The organism is Pseudonocardia sp. ICBG162, from assembly GCF_020496225.1.
GTDB lineage: Bacteria > Actinomycetota > Actinomycetes > Mycobacteriales > Pseudonocardiaceae > Pseudonocardia > Pseudonocardia alni.
Map to the genome: position 1 here is coordinate 201,123 of NZ_JAHLJD010000021.1, position 16,307 is coordinate 217,429.

Genomic DNA, 16,307 nt, shown 5'->3' on the forward strand with positions numbered 1-16,307 from the left:
GACCACGCGCCGGGGCGGGGCCGCGAGCTGCGGGGTCGGGGGACAGGGGGGTGCAGCCGGATGACCGGCACCGCCCGCCGACGAACCGCCCCCGTCCCCACCCTCGTGACCTGCGTGGCCGGCGGCCGGTGCGCCGCTGCCGCACCCGGCCAGCAGGAGGACCGCGGCGGCGAGGGCGGCCACTGCCGTCGTGATCGTCCGTCGGTGTCGTCGCACCCGCACACGTCCTTCATGCCGTACTCGTCCTGGACACCTCACCAGTCGGCGGCCGCGGTCGATCAGTTCCTCCGGTCGTCGTCACGACGTGTGACGTGGATCGCGCCGTTCGGCCGTATCGCCCGGGAACTCGACCACGTGTGGTGACGACTCGTCACTCGACGGTGTGGCGATCGGAGGTGGAGTGGTCGAGGACGGAACGGCGTCGGAGCCGGCCGGGCAGGTGCGTGACGACCGGGCCGCGGTCGCGATGGCGGGCCTGCTGTCGTTCACGGCGATGTTCGACATGAACGTCGTCACCGTGGCCCTGCCGCGGATCGCGGAGGGATTCGGCGCCGATCCCCGGACGGTCCAGTGGGTCGTGCTGGCGTATGCGATCCCGGCCGTGGCGCTGCTGCTGCCGGCGGGGCGGTGGCTGGACCGGGTCGCCGTGCGACCCGCGCTGCTCACCGCCGTCGGTGTCTTCGCCGCCGCGAACCTCACGGCCGTGGTCGCGCCGTCGCTGCCGGTGCTGGTCGGGCTGCGCGTCCTGCAGGGTGCCGGCGGCGCGGTGCTGATGGTGCTCATGCCGGTGCTCGCGGTGGCCGCGGTCGCCCCGCAGCGCCGGGGCCGCGCGATGGCGGTGCCCGCGACGGCCGGACCGGTCGGCGGGGTGCTGGGACCCGCGGTGGGCGGGCCGACGATCGAGCTGGTCGGCTGGCGCGTCGCGTTCGTCCCCGCCGTACTGGTGTCACTGGTCGCCGTCGTGCTGGTCCGCCGCTCGCGGATCGTCGCCGGGGTGCTCGCCGGGCCGGACCGGGCGGGCATCGCCGACGCCTCGCTGCTCGTCGCCGGTCTCGGACTCGTGTGTGCGGTCGGCACCGGTCTCCTCGCCGGCACAGCGGTGGTCTCCGCGGCGGTCGTGGTCGCGGTCGCTGCGCTCACTGCGTGGGGTGCGCGGCCCGGGGCCCGTTCGGTCGCCGCGGCGCTGCGACCGCGTGGCGCCGCGCCGGCCGCGGCCGTGGCGCTGCTCGCCGGGGCGTTCGCGGCCGCCTCGTACCTGGTCGCCGTCGGACTGCAGGCCGGGGGCTCCGGGCCCGCCGCCGCCGGGTTCGTGCTGCTGGCGTTCCCGCTGGGGATGGTCGTGGCCGGGCCGCCCGCGGGGCGGCTCGCCGACCGCTTCTCCCCGCGCGCGGTGGCGGTCGCGGGTGTCGCCCTCGCCGCGGTCGGCTTCGCGCTGCTCGCCGCGTTGCCCGACGGGGAGTGGACCCCGGTCGACGTCGCCTGGCGGGTGGCGCTGGCCGGGCTGGGGACCGGCCTCTACGGCGGCCCCACGCAGGTGCTCGTCCTCGCCGGGGCCGCGCGGGAGCGGATGGCGACGGCCGGAGCCGGCGTGCAGTGCGCCCGCGCGCTCGGTTTCGCGGTCGGCCCTGCCGCCGCGGGGCTCGCCTGGAACACCGAGGGCACGGTGCTCGCGACCCGTCCCGCCCTGATCGTCGCGGCCGTCGCGGCCGTCGTCGCCGCGTTGCTGCTGATCGGGCACCGCGGCCGTCCCACCACCGAGGAGAACACCTGATGTGTGGCATCGCCGGCCTGGCCGAGCCCGTCCCCGTCGCCGACCCGGCGGGTCTGCGGGAGATCGCCGAGGCCATGACCGCGACCCAGATCCCGCGCGGGCCCGACGCGGGCGGGGTCTGGCACGACGAGCGGGCCGCGCTCGGGCACCGCCGCCTGGCCGTGATCGACATCGACGGCGGTGTGCAGCCGATGCTCGCGGGCAGCGAGGGGACCCGCACCGTCCTGTCCTACTCCGGCGAGGTCTACAACCACCACGAGCTGCGCGCCGAGCTCCGCTCGCGCGACCACCGGTTCGACACCCGCAGCGACACCGAGGTCGTCCTCGCCGCCTACCGCGAGTGGGGGATCGCCGCGCTGGACCGGCTGGAGGGGATGTTCGCCTTCGCGGTCTGGGACCAGCCGACCGGGCGGCTCGTGCTGGGCCGCGACCGGCTCGGTGTCAAGCCGCTGTACTGGGCGCGGACCCCGACCGGCGGCGTCGCGTTCGGCTCCGAACCGAAGGCGCTGTTCGCCCACCCCGGCGTCGACCCGGTCGTCGACGTCGAGAGCCTGCGCGAGGGCTACTCGCTGCTGTTCTCGACCTGGCCCGGCGTCTACGCCGACGTGCACGAGGTCGAGCCGGGCGGCTGGCTGGTCGCCGACACCGACGGCGTCCGCACCGGCCGCTACTGGGAGCTGGAGCTGCACGAGCACACCGACACCTCCGAGGCGACGGCCGAGCGGGTCGCCGCGCTCGTCGAGCGGGCCGCGCGGTCCCGGCTGGAGGCCGATGTCGAGATCTGCAGCCTGCTCTCGGGCGGGCTGGACTCCTCGGTGGTGACCGCGTTCGCCGCCGCGGAGCTGCGCGACCGCCGCGGACCCGACGCGGTCCTGCGCTCCTACGCGGTCGACTACGCCGACCAGGCGCGGGAGTTCACCGGCGACGTGCTGCGTACCGGGCACGACACCCCCTACGCGGCCGAGGCCGGGGCGCACATCGGCACCGACCACTCGGTCACCGTGCTCGACCCGGCGGCGCTGCTCGACCTGGAACACCGGCGCGCCGTCGTCGCGGCCCGGGACTCACCGATCGGTGTCGGTGACATGGACACCTCGCTCTACCTGCTGTTCGGCCGGATCCGCGAGCACTCGACGGTGGCGCTGTCCGGGGAGGCCGCCGACGAGGTCTTCGGCGGCTACCCCTGGTTCCACGCCGAGCGCCCGCGGGCCGCGGCGACGTTCCCGTGGTTGCTGGTCACCGGCGACGACGCGGCCGTCCCGCTGCACCCCGACCTCGCCGCCGCCATGCGGATCACCGAGTTCCGCGCCGACACCTACGCCGACGCGCTCACCGCCGTCCCGCACCACGACGACGAGTCACCCGAGCAGCGCCGCTCCCGGGAGCTGCAGCACCTGTCGCTCACCCGGTGGGTGCGCCAGCTCCTGCACCGCAAGGACCGGCTGTCGATGGCGCACGGGCTGGAGGTCCGCGTGCCCTACTGCGACCACCGTCTCGTCGAGTACGCGTTCTCGGTCCCGTGGAGCGAACAGACCCGTGACGGACGGGAGAAGTCGCTGCTGCGCAACGCCGCGGCGAAGCACCTGCCCGAGTCGGTGCTGTGGCGGGCCAAGAACCACTACCCGGCCACCCACGACCCCGGCTACAACGCCGGGCTGCAGCAGCTCGCCCGCACCTGCCTGGAGACCGAGCGGGTCACCGACGTCGTGGACCGCACCCGGATCGACCCGCTGCTCGACGCGCCCGCCGAGGGCCTCGACTGGGGCACCCGGCTGCGCCTGGAGCGGGTCGTCGACCTCGCCCTGTGGCTCGAGCACGCCCGTCCCGAACTGCGGATCTGAGAGGACCCCGATGACCGCCCCCGAGACCGAGCCGGTCCCGCTCGTCGGACCGGACTACAAGCGCGACCCCTACCCGCTCTACGCCGAGCTGCGCGGGCGCTGCCCGGTCCACCGGGTGGCGTTCCCGTCCGGTGTGCACGCCTGGCTGGTGACCGGCTACGACGCCGCCCACGCCACCCTGAACGACCGGCGTCTGGGCAAGGACCACCGCCTGGGCAACGACGGGTGGCGGGCCCGGGCGTCGATCATGCCCGAACCGCAGCACTCCCAGCTGCAGGTCCACCTGCTGCACCAGGACCCACCCACCCACACCGTCATGCGACGGCTGGTGACCGAGTCCTTCACCCCGCGGGCAGCCGAGGAGCTGCGCCCCCGGCTGCAGGAGTTCGCCGACCGGCTCGCCAACGACCTGACGGTCACCGACGGGCCGGTGGACCTGGTCGGCGGGTTCGCCGCCCACTTCCCCTTCGCCGCGCTGGCCCTGGCGATCGGGCTGCCCGAGGAGCTGGCGGCGGGGTTCCGGCGGGAGTGGGGCGGCGTCGTCGCCCCGGTCGGGCCGACCGACCCGCGCCGCGCCCACTACGAAGGGCTGCTGCACGGGCTCCAGGACTACATCGCCCGTGTCGTCGACGGCGTCCGTGACCTGCCCGGCGACGGGCTGCTCACCCGCCTCGTCGCGGCCCGCGACGCCGGCGACCTCACCGCGGAGCAGCTCGACTCCATGGTGTTCCAGCTGCTGGTCGCCGGGCAGGAGCCGGTGACCAACCAGATCACCACCGCACTGGTCGCGCTGCTGCACCGCCCCGACGAGCTCGACCGCCTCGCCGCCGACCCGGAGCGGCTGCCCCGTGCGGTGGAGGAGCTGCTGCGCTACGACAGCGCGTTCGAGCTCACCACCTGGCGGTTCCTCGCCGAGACCGACGATCTGCACGGCTGCGAGGTCCCCGCCGGGGACTCGGTGATCGTGTCGCTGTGCGCGGCCAACCGCGACCCGAGCCGCTTCGACCGAGCCGACGAGCTGGTGCTCGACCGCAGCCCCAACCCGCATCTCGCGTTCGGACACGGCATCCACTTCTGTCCCGGTGCCGCACTGGCCCGCGTCGAGCTGCAGGTCGCGTTGGGCACCCTGCTCGCCCGGCTGCCCGGCATGCGGTTCGCCACCGATACCGCCGCACTCGACTGGACCCCGGCCGTGCTGGGCCGCGGTGTCCGCGCACTGCCCGTGACCCACGACGCGTCGTCGCACGCCCGCTGACCCGACCGACACCCACCACGCCGTCGCCATCCCGTGGCGACCCGCCGATCGGAGCATCGTTGATCACCTGTGTTCCGGACCCGGTCGCCGACCGGACCCGCGTCGACGCCGTCGTCGAGGACGTCCTCGACATCCTGTTGCGCCACCGGCGCGCCCCGCGCGACGAGCCGGCGCCCGACCGCTCCGCCTTCGCCCCTCAGCGCGCCCAGATCCGGGCCGCCGTCACCGCCGGTACACCACTGCGGCTGGTGCTACCGGCGTTCCCCTGCAAGTCCCCGAACCCGGCCAAGGTGCTCGGCAGGCTCCCCGACGCCGGGGAGCGGCTGTCGCTGCACCACCTCGACAGGGTCCGCGCCGAGATCGCCGCCGTGCACGAGCCCGGTGCGCGCGTGCTCGTCTGCTCCGACGGACACGTCTTCGCGGACCTCATCGGTGTCCCCGACCCGCACGTCGACGAGTACGGCGCCGCCCTGCGCGCACTCGCGGCCGCCGAGCGGCTGCCCGGGTTCGAGTTCTTCGATCTCTCGCACGCCTACCCCGGGTACGGCCACGACGAGCGCCGGGCGCTGCTGGACCGGCTGTGGGCGCCGTCGGTGGAGCAGCTGCGGCAGCGCTGCCGCACCGATCCCTCCGAACGCGCCCTCTACCTGGGGATCGTGCGCTTCCTCGTCGAGGACGCCGGCGACCACGAGGGCAGCCGCGCCGCCCTGCAGCGCCGCTCCCGGGAGCGCGCCTACCGGGTCGTGGCCCGCAGCAACGCCTGGAGCGCGCTGGTCGCCGACCGCTTCCCTGACGGCGTGCGGCTTTCCATCCACCCGCATCCCGCCGGGTCGCCGAAGCTGGGGGTGCGCCTGGTGCCGGCCGACGACGCCTGGACCACCCCGTGGCACTCGTGCGCGGTGCGGGGGCGGGACGGGACCTGGTCGCTCCAGCGGGCCGACCGGGCCCGGCGTTCGGGTGCTCTGGTCAGCCGCGCGGGGCGACCGGACCACGTCGCCTCCGGTCGGCCCCGTACCGGATGGTCGCCGTGATCACGCGAGCCGTACTTCGACGATTGCCCGTCCCACCGCCGGACACCGGCGGCGCGGAGTCGTGTGCGCGCTCCGATGCTGTGGGCACCACCCTCAGCGGCGGGGCGTGCGCACCGTCCGGGGCTGAGATCATCAGAGGGGCCTGCGCCCACCGGTCGACGAGGGCGCGGACGTCGTCCCGGGTGAACCGGCGAGCAATCGTCAAGACCTGTGGATGAAGATCTTTCAGGTGGCTTCGGGTTGGGTGTGGTCGTCGGGTCGTTCGACGAGGCGTCCGCCGTCGAAGCGGGCTCCGGCCCGGACGAGGGCAACAAGGTGTGGTCCGTTGACCGCCCGCCAGCGGTCCTGGGCGGCTTTGATGAGCTTGAACGCTATGGCGAGCCCGGCCGCGCGTGAGCCCGGTCCGCGGGTGATCCGGGTGCGGTGGCGGACGGTCGCGAACGTGGACTCGATCGGGTTCGTGGTGCGCAGGTGCTGCCAGTGCTCGGCGGGGAAGTCGTAGAAGGCGAGCAGTTCGTCGAGGTCGTCGCGGACCGTCGCGACGGCCTTGCCGAACTTCGCCCCGTAGGTGGCTTCGAAACAGGTCACGGCGGCGAGGGCCCTGCGCTTGTCCTCGGCGTTCCAGATCTCGGTCAGGGCTTGTCAGGGCCTTCTTCGCCCTGAGGTTCCCCCGCCGGCTCGGAGTGCTGGTTAGCTGACTGGGGCCGGGTCGGCCCCGTCGGCGGGTGATGCGGGTTGATCGTCCAGGATGTTCTCCTGGGCGTGCCAGGTGGCCTTGTACTCATCCGGTGAGAGCCAGCCCAGGCGGGCCTGGATGCGTTCGGTGTTGTACCAGCCGTCGATGTAGGCGAACAGCTCGTTCTCCGCTTCCTCGCGGGTCCGCCACGATTCCCGGTAGACGAGCTCGGTCTTGAGCGTGGAGAAGAAGTTCTCCATGAGCGCATTATCGTAGGAATCGCCCACTGAGCCCATGGATGCGAGAATCCCGTGGTCTTCCAGGCGCTGCCCGAATCGCAGAGACGTATAGTTCGAGCCGCGGTCGGAGTGATGAACTATTTGTCCGCTGGCGATGTTTCGGGTCCAGACCGCGTACTCGAGTGCGCCGAGGATGAGGTCGGTGTCGCAGCGGTCCGAGCAACGCCAGCCCACGATGCGATTGGAGAAGGCGTCGCGGACCGCGGCCAGCCAGAACACGCCCTCCCTGCACGGGATGCGGGTGGCATCGGCGACCCACAACCGGTCCGGGGCGGCGGCGGTGAAGTCGCGATTGACCAGGTCCGGTGCCGGAGTGTGGCGCGGGTTCTGCCTGGTCGAGGCCACTCGCCAGCGTTTGCGCAGGAACGCGCCCTGCAGTCCGTGTTCGCGCATCAGCCGCTCGACCCGCTTGCGGGAGACGTGGCGTCCGCGGCGGCGCAGGGCGGCGTGTACCCGTGGAGCGCCGTAGGTGGCCCCGGAGCGGTCGTGGATCTCGCGAATCTGTTCGAGGAGCTCGGCGTCGGCGCGGCGCCGCTGCGACGGGTCACGTTGTTGAGCGAGCCAGCCGTAGTAGGTTGACGCGGCGACGCCGAGGACTTTCAGGATCGGGGCGATCCCGAACCGGTCCTTCAGCGCGGCGACGGCTTTCATCACTTCTTCCTTGTCGGGTCCATCTCCTGGGCGAAAAAAGCACTCTTGGACTCAACCGGTCAGTGCGCCACTGCCGCGATTCTATCGGCTGGGGTGTCGAAGTCGAGGGTCTTGCGGGGGCGGGTGTCGAGCCGTTCCGCGACGAGGTCGAGCTGGGCCTGCGTTATATGGTCGAGGCGGGTGCCTTTCGGGAAGTACTGGCGTAGCAGTCGGTTGGTGTTCTCGTTCGTGCCGCGTTGCCAGGGGCTGGCCGGGTCGGCGAAGTAGACGTCCAGTCCGGTCCGGTCGGTGACAATCTTGTGGCGTGCGAGTTCCATGCCGCGGTCCCAGGTCAGCGAGCGGCGCAGCTGCCGGGGTAGCTGAATCATCTGCTGGCTGAGCCGGTGGGCGACGGTGTGCATGTCGCGTTCGCCGAGTGCGACCAGCACCGTGAACCGTGTGGTGCGCTCGACCACGGTCGCTATCTGCGTGGTGCCGCGCCCGAGTAGCAGGTCGCCCTCCCAATGGCCGGGCACGGCGCGGTCGGCGACCTCGGCGGGGCGATGGCGAATCGACACGGCGTCGGTGATCTGCGAGCGCCACTGGCCGCTGGTGGTGTTGTGCACGTTGCGCCGGATCGGCCGCCCTGAGCGCAGATGCTTCTGCAGGTCCTTGGCCAGCACGCCGCGGGCCTGCACGAACAGCGACTTGTAGATCGTCTCGTGCGACACCCGCATCCCCGAGCTCGGCTCGTAATGCTTGGCCAGGTGCCCGGCGATCTGCTCGGGCGACCAGTCCTCGCCCAGCATGTCAGCGACGAACCCGCGCAGCAGCGGGCGACAGGCGAGCAGGCACACCTTGGGACGCTGGGCACGGCGCCAGGCGCGGTCCTCGGCGTCGACCGCCCGATACTTGCGCCGACCCTTGTTGCGGGCGATCTCCCGGCTCACAGTTGAGGCGGGCCGCCCGAGCCGACCGGCGATCGCCCGCATCGACACGCCCTCAGCCAGGCCACGAGAGATCTCCTCACGCTCGGCCGCGGTCAGCGTTCCCGGCCGGCGCCGGCGAGGCGGCGGGACATAACCACCAGAACCCTTGAGCACGGTGAACACCGATCCCGGCAGCCGCTTGATCGCCCGGGCGATGTCGCTGATCGTCTCTCCACGCCCCCATCGGACCCATAGATCCGCCCGGTCCTTCTCGGGCATCCCAGGCCGTCCCAGTCGTACCACCCTGCACCCCTATCATGATTATCCGTCAGGGTGTTGCGCTGACCGGTTGAGTCCAAGTCCGGCTTTCTTCACGGCCGAGCTCGACCGGCCCTCGACACGCTGGTGAAGTTCATCGCCGCCCACGCCGACCAGGACGTGGGCGGGCTGCGGTGGGGAGTCGAGCCGATCTGCAGAGTGCTGTCTGAGCACGGCTGCCCGATCGCCCCATCGACCTACTACGACACCATCGCTCGCGCCCGCAACCCACCCGCCCAGGACCCCCGTGACGAAGCCCTGAAGGTCGAGAACACGCGCGTGTACGCCGACAACTACGGCGTCTACGGCGCGCCCGCAAGGTCTGGCTCGCCCTCAACCGTGAAGGTGTCGCAGTCACACGCTGCACTATCGAACGGCTGATGCGCGAGCTCGGCCTGGTCGGAGCGCGCCGTGGGCGTCGGGTCCGCACGACAGTGACCGACACCGCGGCGGCCAGGCCGGCGGATCTCCTGGGGCGCAACTTCAACCCGCCGGCTCCCAACCGCACCTGGGTCACTGACTTCACCTACGTCCCGAGCTGGTCCGGGATGGTCTACGTCGCGTTCGTCATCGACGCCTACTCACAGCGGATCCTGGGCTGGCGTGCAGCAACGACCATGCGCACCGGACTGGTCCTCGATGCGCTCGAGCAAGCCGTCTGGTCCCGCGGCCGCCGCGGCAATGACGATCTGTCCGGGCTGATCGCACATTCGGATGCCGGGTCGCAATACACCTCGTTTGCCTACACCGAACGCCTCGCCGCAGCAGGGGTCGCACCGTCGGTCGGGTCGGTCGGCGACGCCGACGACAACGCGCTGGCCGAGTCCACGATCGGGCTGTTCAAGACCGAGCTGATCAAGCCACGAGGTCCGTGGAGCACGGTCGAGCAGGTCGAGATCGCCACCCTCGAATACGTCGACTGGTACAACCACCGACGCCTGCACAGCACCGCCGGGGATATCCCTCCAGCCGAGCTGGAGACCGCCCACTACCGTCAACGACTCGAGCAACCCGAGCTGGAGCACTCAACCCCGTAGCTCTCCGGACACGCCGGGGCGGTTCACTCTTACCGGTCTGATCAGGGTCTGGTTGCCTGTCTTAAGCCGATTCTGCCGGTGGCCACGACTATGACGCTGAGGGTAAGCAGGATACTGGTCTCTATCAGCTGGAGTGGCCAGTAGTGTGAGGGGGTCTGGTACCAGGTCCTGGTGGCTATGACATCTGTCCGACGGGCGCAGTCCGCGTCCAGGCCGTCGGTGCAGACCCGGTCGATCTCGGCATCGCCGATCGGCCGCCCGGCGCCGTTGATGTACTCGTGGGTCACCGGGAAGGCGCCGTCGGGGACGGTGCTGAAGTCGAGGGCGCCAGCGGGAGTCGTTACGGCCTCTAGAGGTAGGTAACTGTCCCGTAGCCGGAACAGGACAAACAGCACCATGAAGTGGACGACAGTGGCGGTGACAACCGCAGCGAGCGTGCTTCTGGTCAGTAGCCCGACCGTGGCAGTGACGGCGAAGGCCAGCAGGGCGTAGGCGATCACGACGCTGCCGGACGTCCCGAACCACACCGGATCGAGCAGGGCCGGTCGCGGCCGGTGCCCTATCAGACTGCTGACCAGCGATAGTGCGCCCGCGGCGAGTGCGGTCAGGACTCCTGCCGCCGCGATCGCCGAACTCCACCACGCCGTCCGTCGCACGCTCTGGGTGAGGGTGAAGAGGTGCTCGCCGTGGTCGAGCTCACGGGCGAAAAGTGTCGTCCCGGTGATCAGGCCGATGAGCAGTGGCATGAACGCGACCGGGAGCTGGGCCAGTCCGCTGGTCTGCCAGCTGGCGCTCGCCAGTGCCACGATCCACGCTGCGCAGAGTCCGACCACGCTGGCCACGGTGGCGATCGCTCCGCGCTGGCGGCGAAGGACGAGCGCGATCACGCGACACCTGCCGGGGTCGTGGCGGGCGCTTGGATGTAGCCCAGCACCAGCTGGTCGAACGTGGGCCGGGCGCTGTCGAACCCTACCCACTTGTCACCGCCGCGGACGAGTGTGGTGAGCTGCCGCCCCGAGGTCGATGCGTGCACGACGCCGGGGTCGGTAGGCGCGTCCGTTGCCGGTCCGACGAGCACGCGGTGCTCGTCGAGCAGGATCGGCAGGTCGCCGTCGAGCTGGAGGCGGCCGTCGCGGAGCAGGAAGAGGTGGTCGGCGGCGTCCTCCACCTCGGTCAGGATGTGCGACGACATCAGGACCGTCATGCCGGTCTCCGTGACCTCGGCCAGCAGCGTACCCAGCACCCGGGTGCGGGCGAGCGGGTCGAGCTCGGCCAGGGGTTCGTCGAGCAGGAGCAGCTCGGGGCGGCGGCCGAGCGCGATGGCGACCGCGACCCGGGCCCGCTGCCCAGCGGAGAGGTCACCGATGCGCTGGTCGTCGGCGAGCTCGGCGGCCGCGACGAGCCGTGCGGCGTAGGCGGCGTCCCAGGTGCCGGCGTTGAGTGTGGCGGCGGCGCGCAGCATCTCCGCGACGGTGAACCGCGGGTAGAGCGGTTTGCCCTGAGCGAGGAAGCTCAGGCCGGCGGGCATCCCGGAGTGAGCCGGATTGGTGCCGAGCACCTCGATGGTCCCGGCGGTCGGCGCGAGCAGGCCGGTGGCCAGCATTAGCAGCGTCGTCTTGCCGGCGCCGTTCGGGCCGACGAGCGCAGCGATCTTCCCGCGCGGCAGTTCCAGGTCGAGCCCGTCCAGCGCTCGTCGCCTGCGGTAGCTCTTGCCCAGCCCGACGGTTCTCAGCACGTGCTCGGTCATCTCTGTCCTCCCTGGCGGAAGTGCTGGTCACGGACGTCGGCGACGAGCGCGTCAACGTCGTCGCGGCCGAGTCCGGCGTCGGTGGCCCGGCCCATCCACTGCTCGAGATCGGCCCGCAGCGCGTCGTCGGCGGCCGACCCGGGTCGTGCCAGCGACTGCGTCACGAACGTGCCCGCCCCCGGCCGGGGCTCGACGAGCCCCTGACGCTCGAGCTCGCGGTAGGCCTTGAGCACCGTGTTCGGGTTGACTGCGGTCTGATCGACGACGGCCTTCGCCGTCGGCAACCGGTCACCCGGGGCCAGCGCACCGAGGCGCAGCGCCTGCGTGACCTGGTTGACGATCTGCAGGTACGTCGGCACCCCCGACCGGCGCTCGATGCGGAACTCCACCCGCCCACCTCTAAACAACTAAGTGAATAGCCGAAGTGTGGAGGGCGGCGCTGCACTTGTCAAGGAGCATGTTCATGAAACCTCGTCAGCCCGATCGGCCACCACAGCGTCCGGTCGCGGTCTGCAACAGAAACGGTGGTTCCGGCGTTGTCGGTCAGCCTGGATCCACCGCAGGTATGCGCCGGTAGGGGCGGGTCGTGACACACGAATGCCCTTCTGAGCTGGGAAGATGTGCTTACCACGGCAACATCGATCCCTGCAGAGAAGGGCATCCGCTGGATGCGACTATCCCACGCCTGCCGCGCGATCAGCGTGCGCTTCGATGATCCGAATCTCGTGTCGTGTGTCGGGCTGGTCCCGGTCATGGCGCTGGCCGCCAGGTGCGGGCTGCGGTCCCTGCTGGCCGAGACGTTGACCCTGACCGGGACGGGCGCCGCGAACGCGGCCGCGAAGATCACCGCGCTGATCGGCGGGATGGTCGCCGGGGCGGACTCGATCACCGACATGGACATGCTGCGCCACGGCGGCATGGGCCGGGTGTTCGACCAGGTGCGGGCTCCATCGACGCTGGGGACGTTCCTGCGCCGGTTCACCTTCGGTCACGTCCGCCAACTCGACGCCGTCGCCGCGCGCCTGCTGGCTCGGCTCGCCGCGGCGACCCCGCTGCTGAGGAGCGCCGATCAGGTCGCCTACCTCGATCTGGATGACACGGTGCGCCGCACCTACGGGTACGCCAAGCAGGGCGCCGGACGCGGCTACACCGGGGTGAAAGGGTTGAACGCGCTGCTCGCGGTGCTGTCCGCCCCGGCCGCGGCGCCGGTGATCGCGGCGACCCGGCTGCGGCGCGGCGCGACGAACTCCGCCCGCGGCGCGCCCCGGCTGCTGGCCGAAGCGCTGGGCACTGCACGCCGGATCGGTGCCGGCAGCGCCCGCCACGCGATGCTGCTGGTCCGCGCGGACTCGGCCTACTACGGCCACGACATCATCAACACCTGCCGCCGCGCCGGAGCCCGGTTCTCGGTCACCGCCCGACTCACCAAGACCGTGACCAGGGCGATCAGCAGCATCGACGACGATGCGTGGACCGCGATCCGCTACCCGAACGCGATCTACGACCAGGACGAGCAACGCTGGATCTCCGACGCCGAGGTCGCCGAAGTGTCGTTCACCGCGTTCACCGGCCGCCGCAAGGCAGACCACGTCACCGCCCGGCTGATCGTGCGCCGCGTGCGGCGTCTCAACCCCCGCACCGTCACGGCCGGGCAGTCGGAGATGTTCGCGGTCTACCGCTACCACGCGGTGTTCACCGACACCCCCGAGCCGATGCTGGCGGCGGAGGCCACCCACCGTGACCACGCCATCATCGAGCAGGTCATCGCCGAACTGAAGAACGGCCCGCTCGCCCACCTGCCCTCCGGGGTGTTCACCGCGAACGCCGCCTGGCTGGTCTGCGCCGCGATCTCCCATAACCTCACCCGCGCCGCCGGTGCCCTGGCCGGCGGCCGGCATGCCCGTGAACGCGCCGCGAGCCTGCGCCGACGACTCATCGTCACCCCCGCCCGGGTCGCGCACTCCGCGCACCAACAGGTAGTCCACCTCCCCCGGGACTGGCCCTGGGAACCCGGCTTGGACGAACTGTTCCGCCGCGCTCTGCACGACCCCCTCCCCGCAGCGTCCTGACCACCCCCCACCAGGGCCGACCGGAGAACACCAGTGGAACAGCCGGACAGTCCGGCGGCTCACCCGCGCCCCGGCACCACTACCAGTCCCAAAAGATCAACAACCTGGCGGCTCAAGATCGACGGTGGATCCAGGGTCAGTAGTGCTCGGTGCTCGGCCAGCGGTCACCGAACCTGATGGCGAAGGCACCGACATCCTCCCGGGCGGACCCTGGGCCTACCTCAGGTGAGGTAGTTGTTCTACGGCAACCGAATCACCCTGAACTGACAGAGACGATCACCGCCCACACACGATCTTCCGGACAGTCCCACACCCGACCGCCGCTTGACAGTCATAGAAGCATCTCAGGTGGATTGCGCCGCCGCGAGCGACCGGTAGAGCTCGTCGGTCGCGACCAGCTCCTCGTGCGTCCCCACGGCCCGGACCCGGCCGCCGTCGAGCACGACGATGGCGTCCGCGTCGCGGACGGTCCGCAGCCGGTGGGCGACCACGATGACCGTGCTGCCGGTCCGTCGTCCGGTGAGCACCTCGTGCAGGGCCTCCTCGGTCGCGCTGTCGAGATGCGCTGTCGCCTCGTCCAGCAGGAGCAGGCCCGGGCGCCGCAGCAGCGCGCGGGCGATCGCGACCCGCTGGCGCTCGCCGCCGGACAGGGTCACCCCGCGTGCCCCGACCGGGGTGTCGAGGCCCTGGGGCAGCCGCTCGACCAGCGCGGTCAGCCGCGTGGCCCGCAGCACCTCGGCGAGCTCCTCCTCGGCCGCCTGCGGGGCGCCGAGCAGCAGGTTCTCGCGCAGGGTCCCGTCGAGGACGGGGGAGTCCTGCTCGACGAGCCCGATCCGCTCGCGCAGCTCGGAGCGGGGGGATCCTCGCCAGGTCGGTCCCGTCCAGGCGGACGGCGCCGCCCGTGGGGTCGAGGAAGCGCAGCAGCAGTGCGAGCACCGTGGACTTGCCCGCCCCCGACGCTCCCACGAGGGCGACGCGGGCCCCGGCGGGCACGGTGAACCGCACCCCGCCCAGGACCTCCGGCCGCCCGGGATGGGCGAAGCGCACGTCGTCGAACACCACCTCGGGGGCGGCGGGGGCGGGCGAGGGACCCGACGGGGCCGCCCGGGGATCGACGCCGTCCTCGACCGGGAGGGTCTCCACCTCGGCGAGCCGGCGTGCGGCCCCGAGCCCCTGCTGCACCGAACCGACGGCCGTGGTGATCTCCGTCAGCGGGTTCGCGAGGTAGAACAGGTAGAGCAGGAACGCGACGAGCGTCGCGACCGTCATCGAGCCGGTCGCGACCAGGCCCCCGCCCACGGCCAGCACGACCAGGAACGACACCTGCAGCGCCAGCTCCGCGCCGGCCAGCACCACCGCCTCCCACCGCGCCTGCACGACGCCGGCGCGGTAGGCCCGCTCGGACGCGGAGTCGATGACCGACTGCTCACGCCGCTCGGCGCCGTGCGCCTTCACGGTGCGGGCCGCGCCCAGCGCACGGTCCAGGCTCGACCCCACGGCACCGACGGCGGCCTGCGCCTCCTCCGAGGCCCGCCGGATGCGGGGCAGCACGAGCGCGGCCGGTGTGCCGACGACGACCAGGACCGCCACGGTCACCCCGAACAGCCGCAGGTCGAGCACGGCCATCAGGACGAGTGCGCCGACGATGCCGACGGCCCCGTTCACCAGGTGCACGGGCGCGGTGGTGGCGGCGTGGCGGACCAGCCCGGTGTCCGAGGTGGCCCGGGTGACCAGGTCGCCGGGGGACCGGGCGTCGAGCACGGGGATCCGCAGCCGCACCAGGCGGGCGGCGAGCTCACGGCGGATCCGGAGCACCATGTGCTCGCCGGTCCGGTCGAGCAGGTAGGCGTTGACCCCCTGGGCGATGGCGCTGCCGACGACGAGCAGGCTCAGCAGCAGGACCGGGGTGAGCAGAGCGCCGCCCCGGCCGAGGGCGTCGATGACCGCCTGCGCTGCGAGGGGCTGGGCCAGGCCGGCGGCGCTGCCGAGCAACGCCAGCAGCAGGCAGGCGGCCAGCAGCCGGCGGTGCTCGGAGGCGTGGCGGAGCAGGTAACGCATGGTGCGGTGTCTTCCTCGTGGTGGGGTGGTGGCTCACCAGCCCCAGTCGTCGTCCTCGGTGGGTCCCTGCTCGGCCGGGGCGGCGGAGTTCTCCTGGGTGGTGGGGGGCTCGGAGAACATCGCGCTGACTCCGGTGGCGAGCAGGGCGCCGCCGGCGACGCCGGCCGCGACCCCGGCTGCGGTCTTCATGAAGCTCCCGCCCCCGCCGGCGGGGGCGGCCGGCTGCGCGGCACCCGGGTGGTTGGCCCAGGCCTGCTGGGCCGGCTGCTGTGTGCCCCCCGGCTGCTGCGGGTTCGGCTGCGGGTGCTCGGTGCGGCGGCCGAAGAGGTTCGACATGAAGCCGCCGCGGTCGGCGGCGGGCGGGGCCTGCTGTGCCTCGAGCTCGTCGACGCGTGCCTGCGCGGCGGCCAGCGCCTGCTCCTGCACCAGGACGGCCTGGGTGAGGACGTAGACGGCGGCGCGCGGGTCGCCGAAGGAACTGTCGATCAGGGCGGCGGCCTCGGGGTCGCGCCCGCCGGTGGCGGCGGCGCGGACCCGGTCGGCGAGGTCGGTGATCAGCTGGCGGTCGGTGGCGTCCATGGCGACCAGTCCATCGTCCGGCGGCCGGTCCCGGCACCGGCCGGTACGGCGGGCGCGGACCCCGGTC

General features: G+C 72.2%; 12 protein-coding genes and 3 pseudogenes. 7 read left to right on the forward strand and 8 right to left on the reverse strand.

The genetic code is table 11. The features are described from left to right. Positions 1-60: 60 nt before the first annotated feature. From KPL60_RS21990 to KPL60_RS22010, 5 genes are read left to right on the forward strand one after another with little or no spacing between them, the layout of a single operon-like run. Positions 61-363, forward strand: a complete 303-nt coding sequence (locus tag KPL60_RS21990) for a hypothetical protein (protein ID WP_226364812.1) — start codon at positions 61-63, stop codon at positions 361-363. A 37-nt stretch (positions 364-400) separates the two neighbouring features. Continuing rightward, positions 401-1,771 carry an MFS transporter gene (locus KPL60_RS21995; RefSeq protein WP_226364813.1) on the forward strand — a complete coding sequence of 457 codons (1,371 nt, stop codon included), beginning with the start codon at positions 401-403 and terminating at the stop codon, positions 1,769-1,771. Beyond that, on the forward strand, positions 1,771-3,612 hold the full coding sequence (gene asnB, locus KPL60_RS22000) for an asparagine synthase (glutamine-hydrolyzing) (RefSeq protein WP_226364814.1): 1,842 nt from the start codon (positions 1,771-1,773) through the stop codon (positions 3,610-3,612). The genes KPL60_RS21995 and asnB overlap by 1 nt, the downstream gene beginning before the upstream one ends. A 10-nt stretch (positions 3,613-3,622) precedes the next feature. Then, positions 3,623-4,867: a cytochrome P450 gene (locus tag KPL60_RS22005; RefSeq protein WP_226364815.1), complete on the forward strand. Its 1,245-nt coding sequence runs from the start codon at positions 3,623-3,625 to the stop codon at positions 4,865-4,867. Positions 4,868-4,926: 59 nt separating this feature from the next. Next, positions 4,927-5,898, forward strand: coding sequence for an isocyanide synthase family protein (locus KPL60_RS22010; protein WP_226367059.1), 972 nt, complete (start codon positions 4,927-4,929; stop codon positions 5,896-5,898). A gap of 225 nt (positions 5,899-6,123) precedes the next feature. Here KPL60_RS22010 and KPL60_RS22015 read toward each other — a convergent pair. The 3 genes and pseudogenes from KPL60_RS22015 to KPL60_RS22025 all read right to left on the reverse strand — a co-directional run. Beyond that, positions 6,124-6,537: pseudogene (locus KPL60_RS22015) on the reverse strand (transposase); the annotation flags it as partial. A 51-nt stretch (positions 6,538-6,588) separates the two neighbouring features. Further along, positions 6,589-7,524 (reverse strand): IS3 family transposase, encoded by a 936-nt coding sequence (locus KPL60_RS22020; protein WP_226367060.1) that lies wholly within the window; start codon positions 7,522-7,524, stop codon positions 6,589-6,591. Between the two features lie 59 nt (positions 7,525-7,583). Then, positions 7,584-8,711, reverse strand: a complete 1,128-nt coding sequence (locus KPL60_RS22025) for an IS30 family transposase (RefSeq protein ID WP_226367061.1) — start codon at positions 8,709-8,711, stop codon at positions 7,584-7,586. A 69-nt stretch (positions 8,712-8,780) separates the two neighbouring features. On the opposite strand from KPL60_RS22025, the pseudogene KPL60_RS22030 reads away from it, so the two are divergent. Beyond that, positions 8,781-9,787: pseudogene (locus tag KPL60_RS22030) on the forward strand (IS3 family transposase); the annotation flags it as partial. Between the two features lie 41 nt (positions 9,788-9,828). Here KPL60_RS22030 and KPL60_RS22035 read toward each other — a convergent pair. Genes KPL60_RS22035 through KPL60_RS22045 form a run of 3 tightly spaced genes read right to left on the reverse strand, consistent with a single transcriptional unit; the run spans position 9,829 to position 11,923 of the window. Continuing rightward, on the reverse strand, positions 9,829-10,674 hold the full coding sequence (locus KPL60_RS22035) for a hypothetical protein (RefSeq protein WP_226367062.1): 846 nt from the start codon (positions 10,672-10,674) through the stop codon (positions 9,829-9,831). Further along, positions 10,671-11,534: an ATP-binding cassette domain-containing protein gene (locus KPL60_RS22040; RefSeq protein ID WP_226367063.1), complete on the reverse strand. Its 864-nt coding sequence runs from the start codon at positions 11,532-11,534 to the stop codon at positions 10,671-10,673. The genes KPL60_RS22035 and KPL60_RS22040 overlap by 4 nt, the downstream gene beginning before the upstream one ends. Continuing rightward, positions 11,531-11,923 carry a GntR family transcriptional regulator gene (locus tag KPL60_RS22045; RefSeq protein ID WP_226367064.1) on the reverse strand — a complete coding sequence of 131 codons (393 nt, stop codon included), beginning with the start codon at positions 11,921-11,923 and terminating at the stop codon, positions 11,531-11,533. Before KPL60_RS22045 ends, KPL60_RS22040 begins: the two co-directional genes overlap by 4 nt. Before the next feature lie 279 nt (positions 11,924-12,202). Between KPL60_RS22045 and KPL60_RS22050 the strand changes: the two genes are divergently transcribed. Further along, entirely contained in the window at positions 12,203-13,603 is a 1,401-nt protein-coding gene (locus KPL60_RS22050) for an IS1380 family transposase (protein ID WP_226365313.1), read from the forward strand. 344 nt (positions 13,604-13,947) lie between these two features. Here KPL60_RS22050 and KPL60_RS22055 read toward each other — a convergent pair. Further along, a pseudogene (locus KPL60_RS22055) lies at positions 13,948-15,661 on the reverse strand (ABC transporter ATP-binding protein). A 33-nt stretch (positions 15,662-15,694) separates the two neighbouring features. Then, the gene (locus KPL60_RS22060; protein ID WP_226367065.1) at positions 15,695-16,240 is read right to left on the reverse strand and encodes a DUF2076 family protein; all 546 of its coding nucleotides are present in this window, start codon (positions 16,238-16,240) and stop codon (positions 15,695-15,697) included. Positions 16,241-16,307 lie beyond the last annotated feature (67 nt).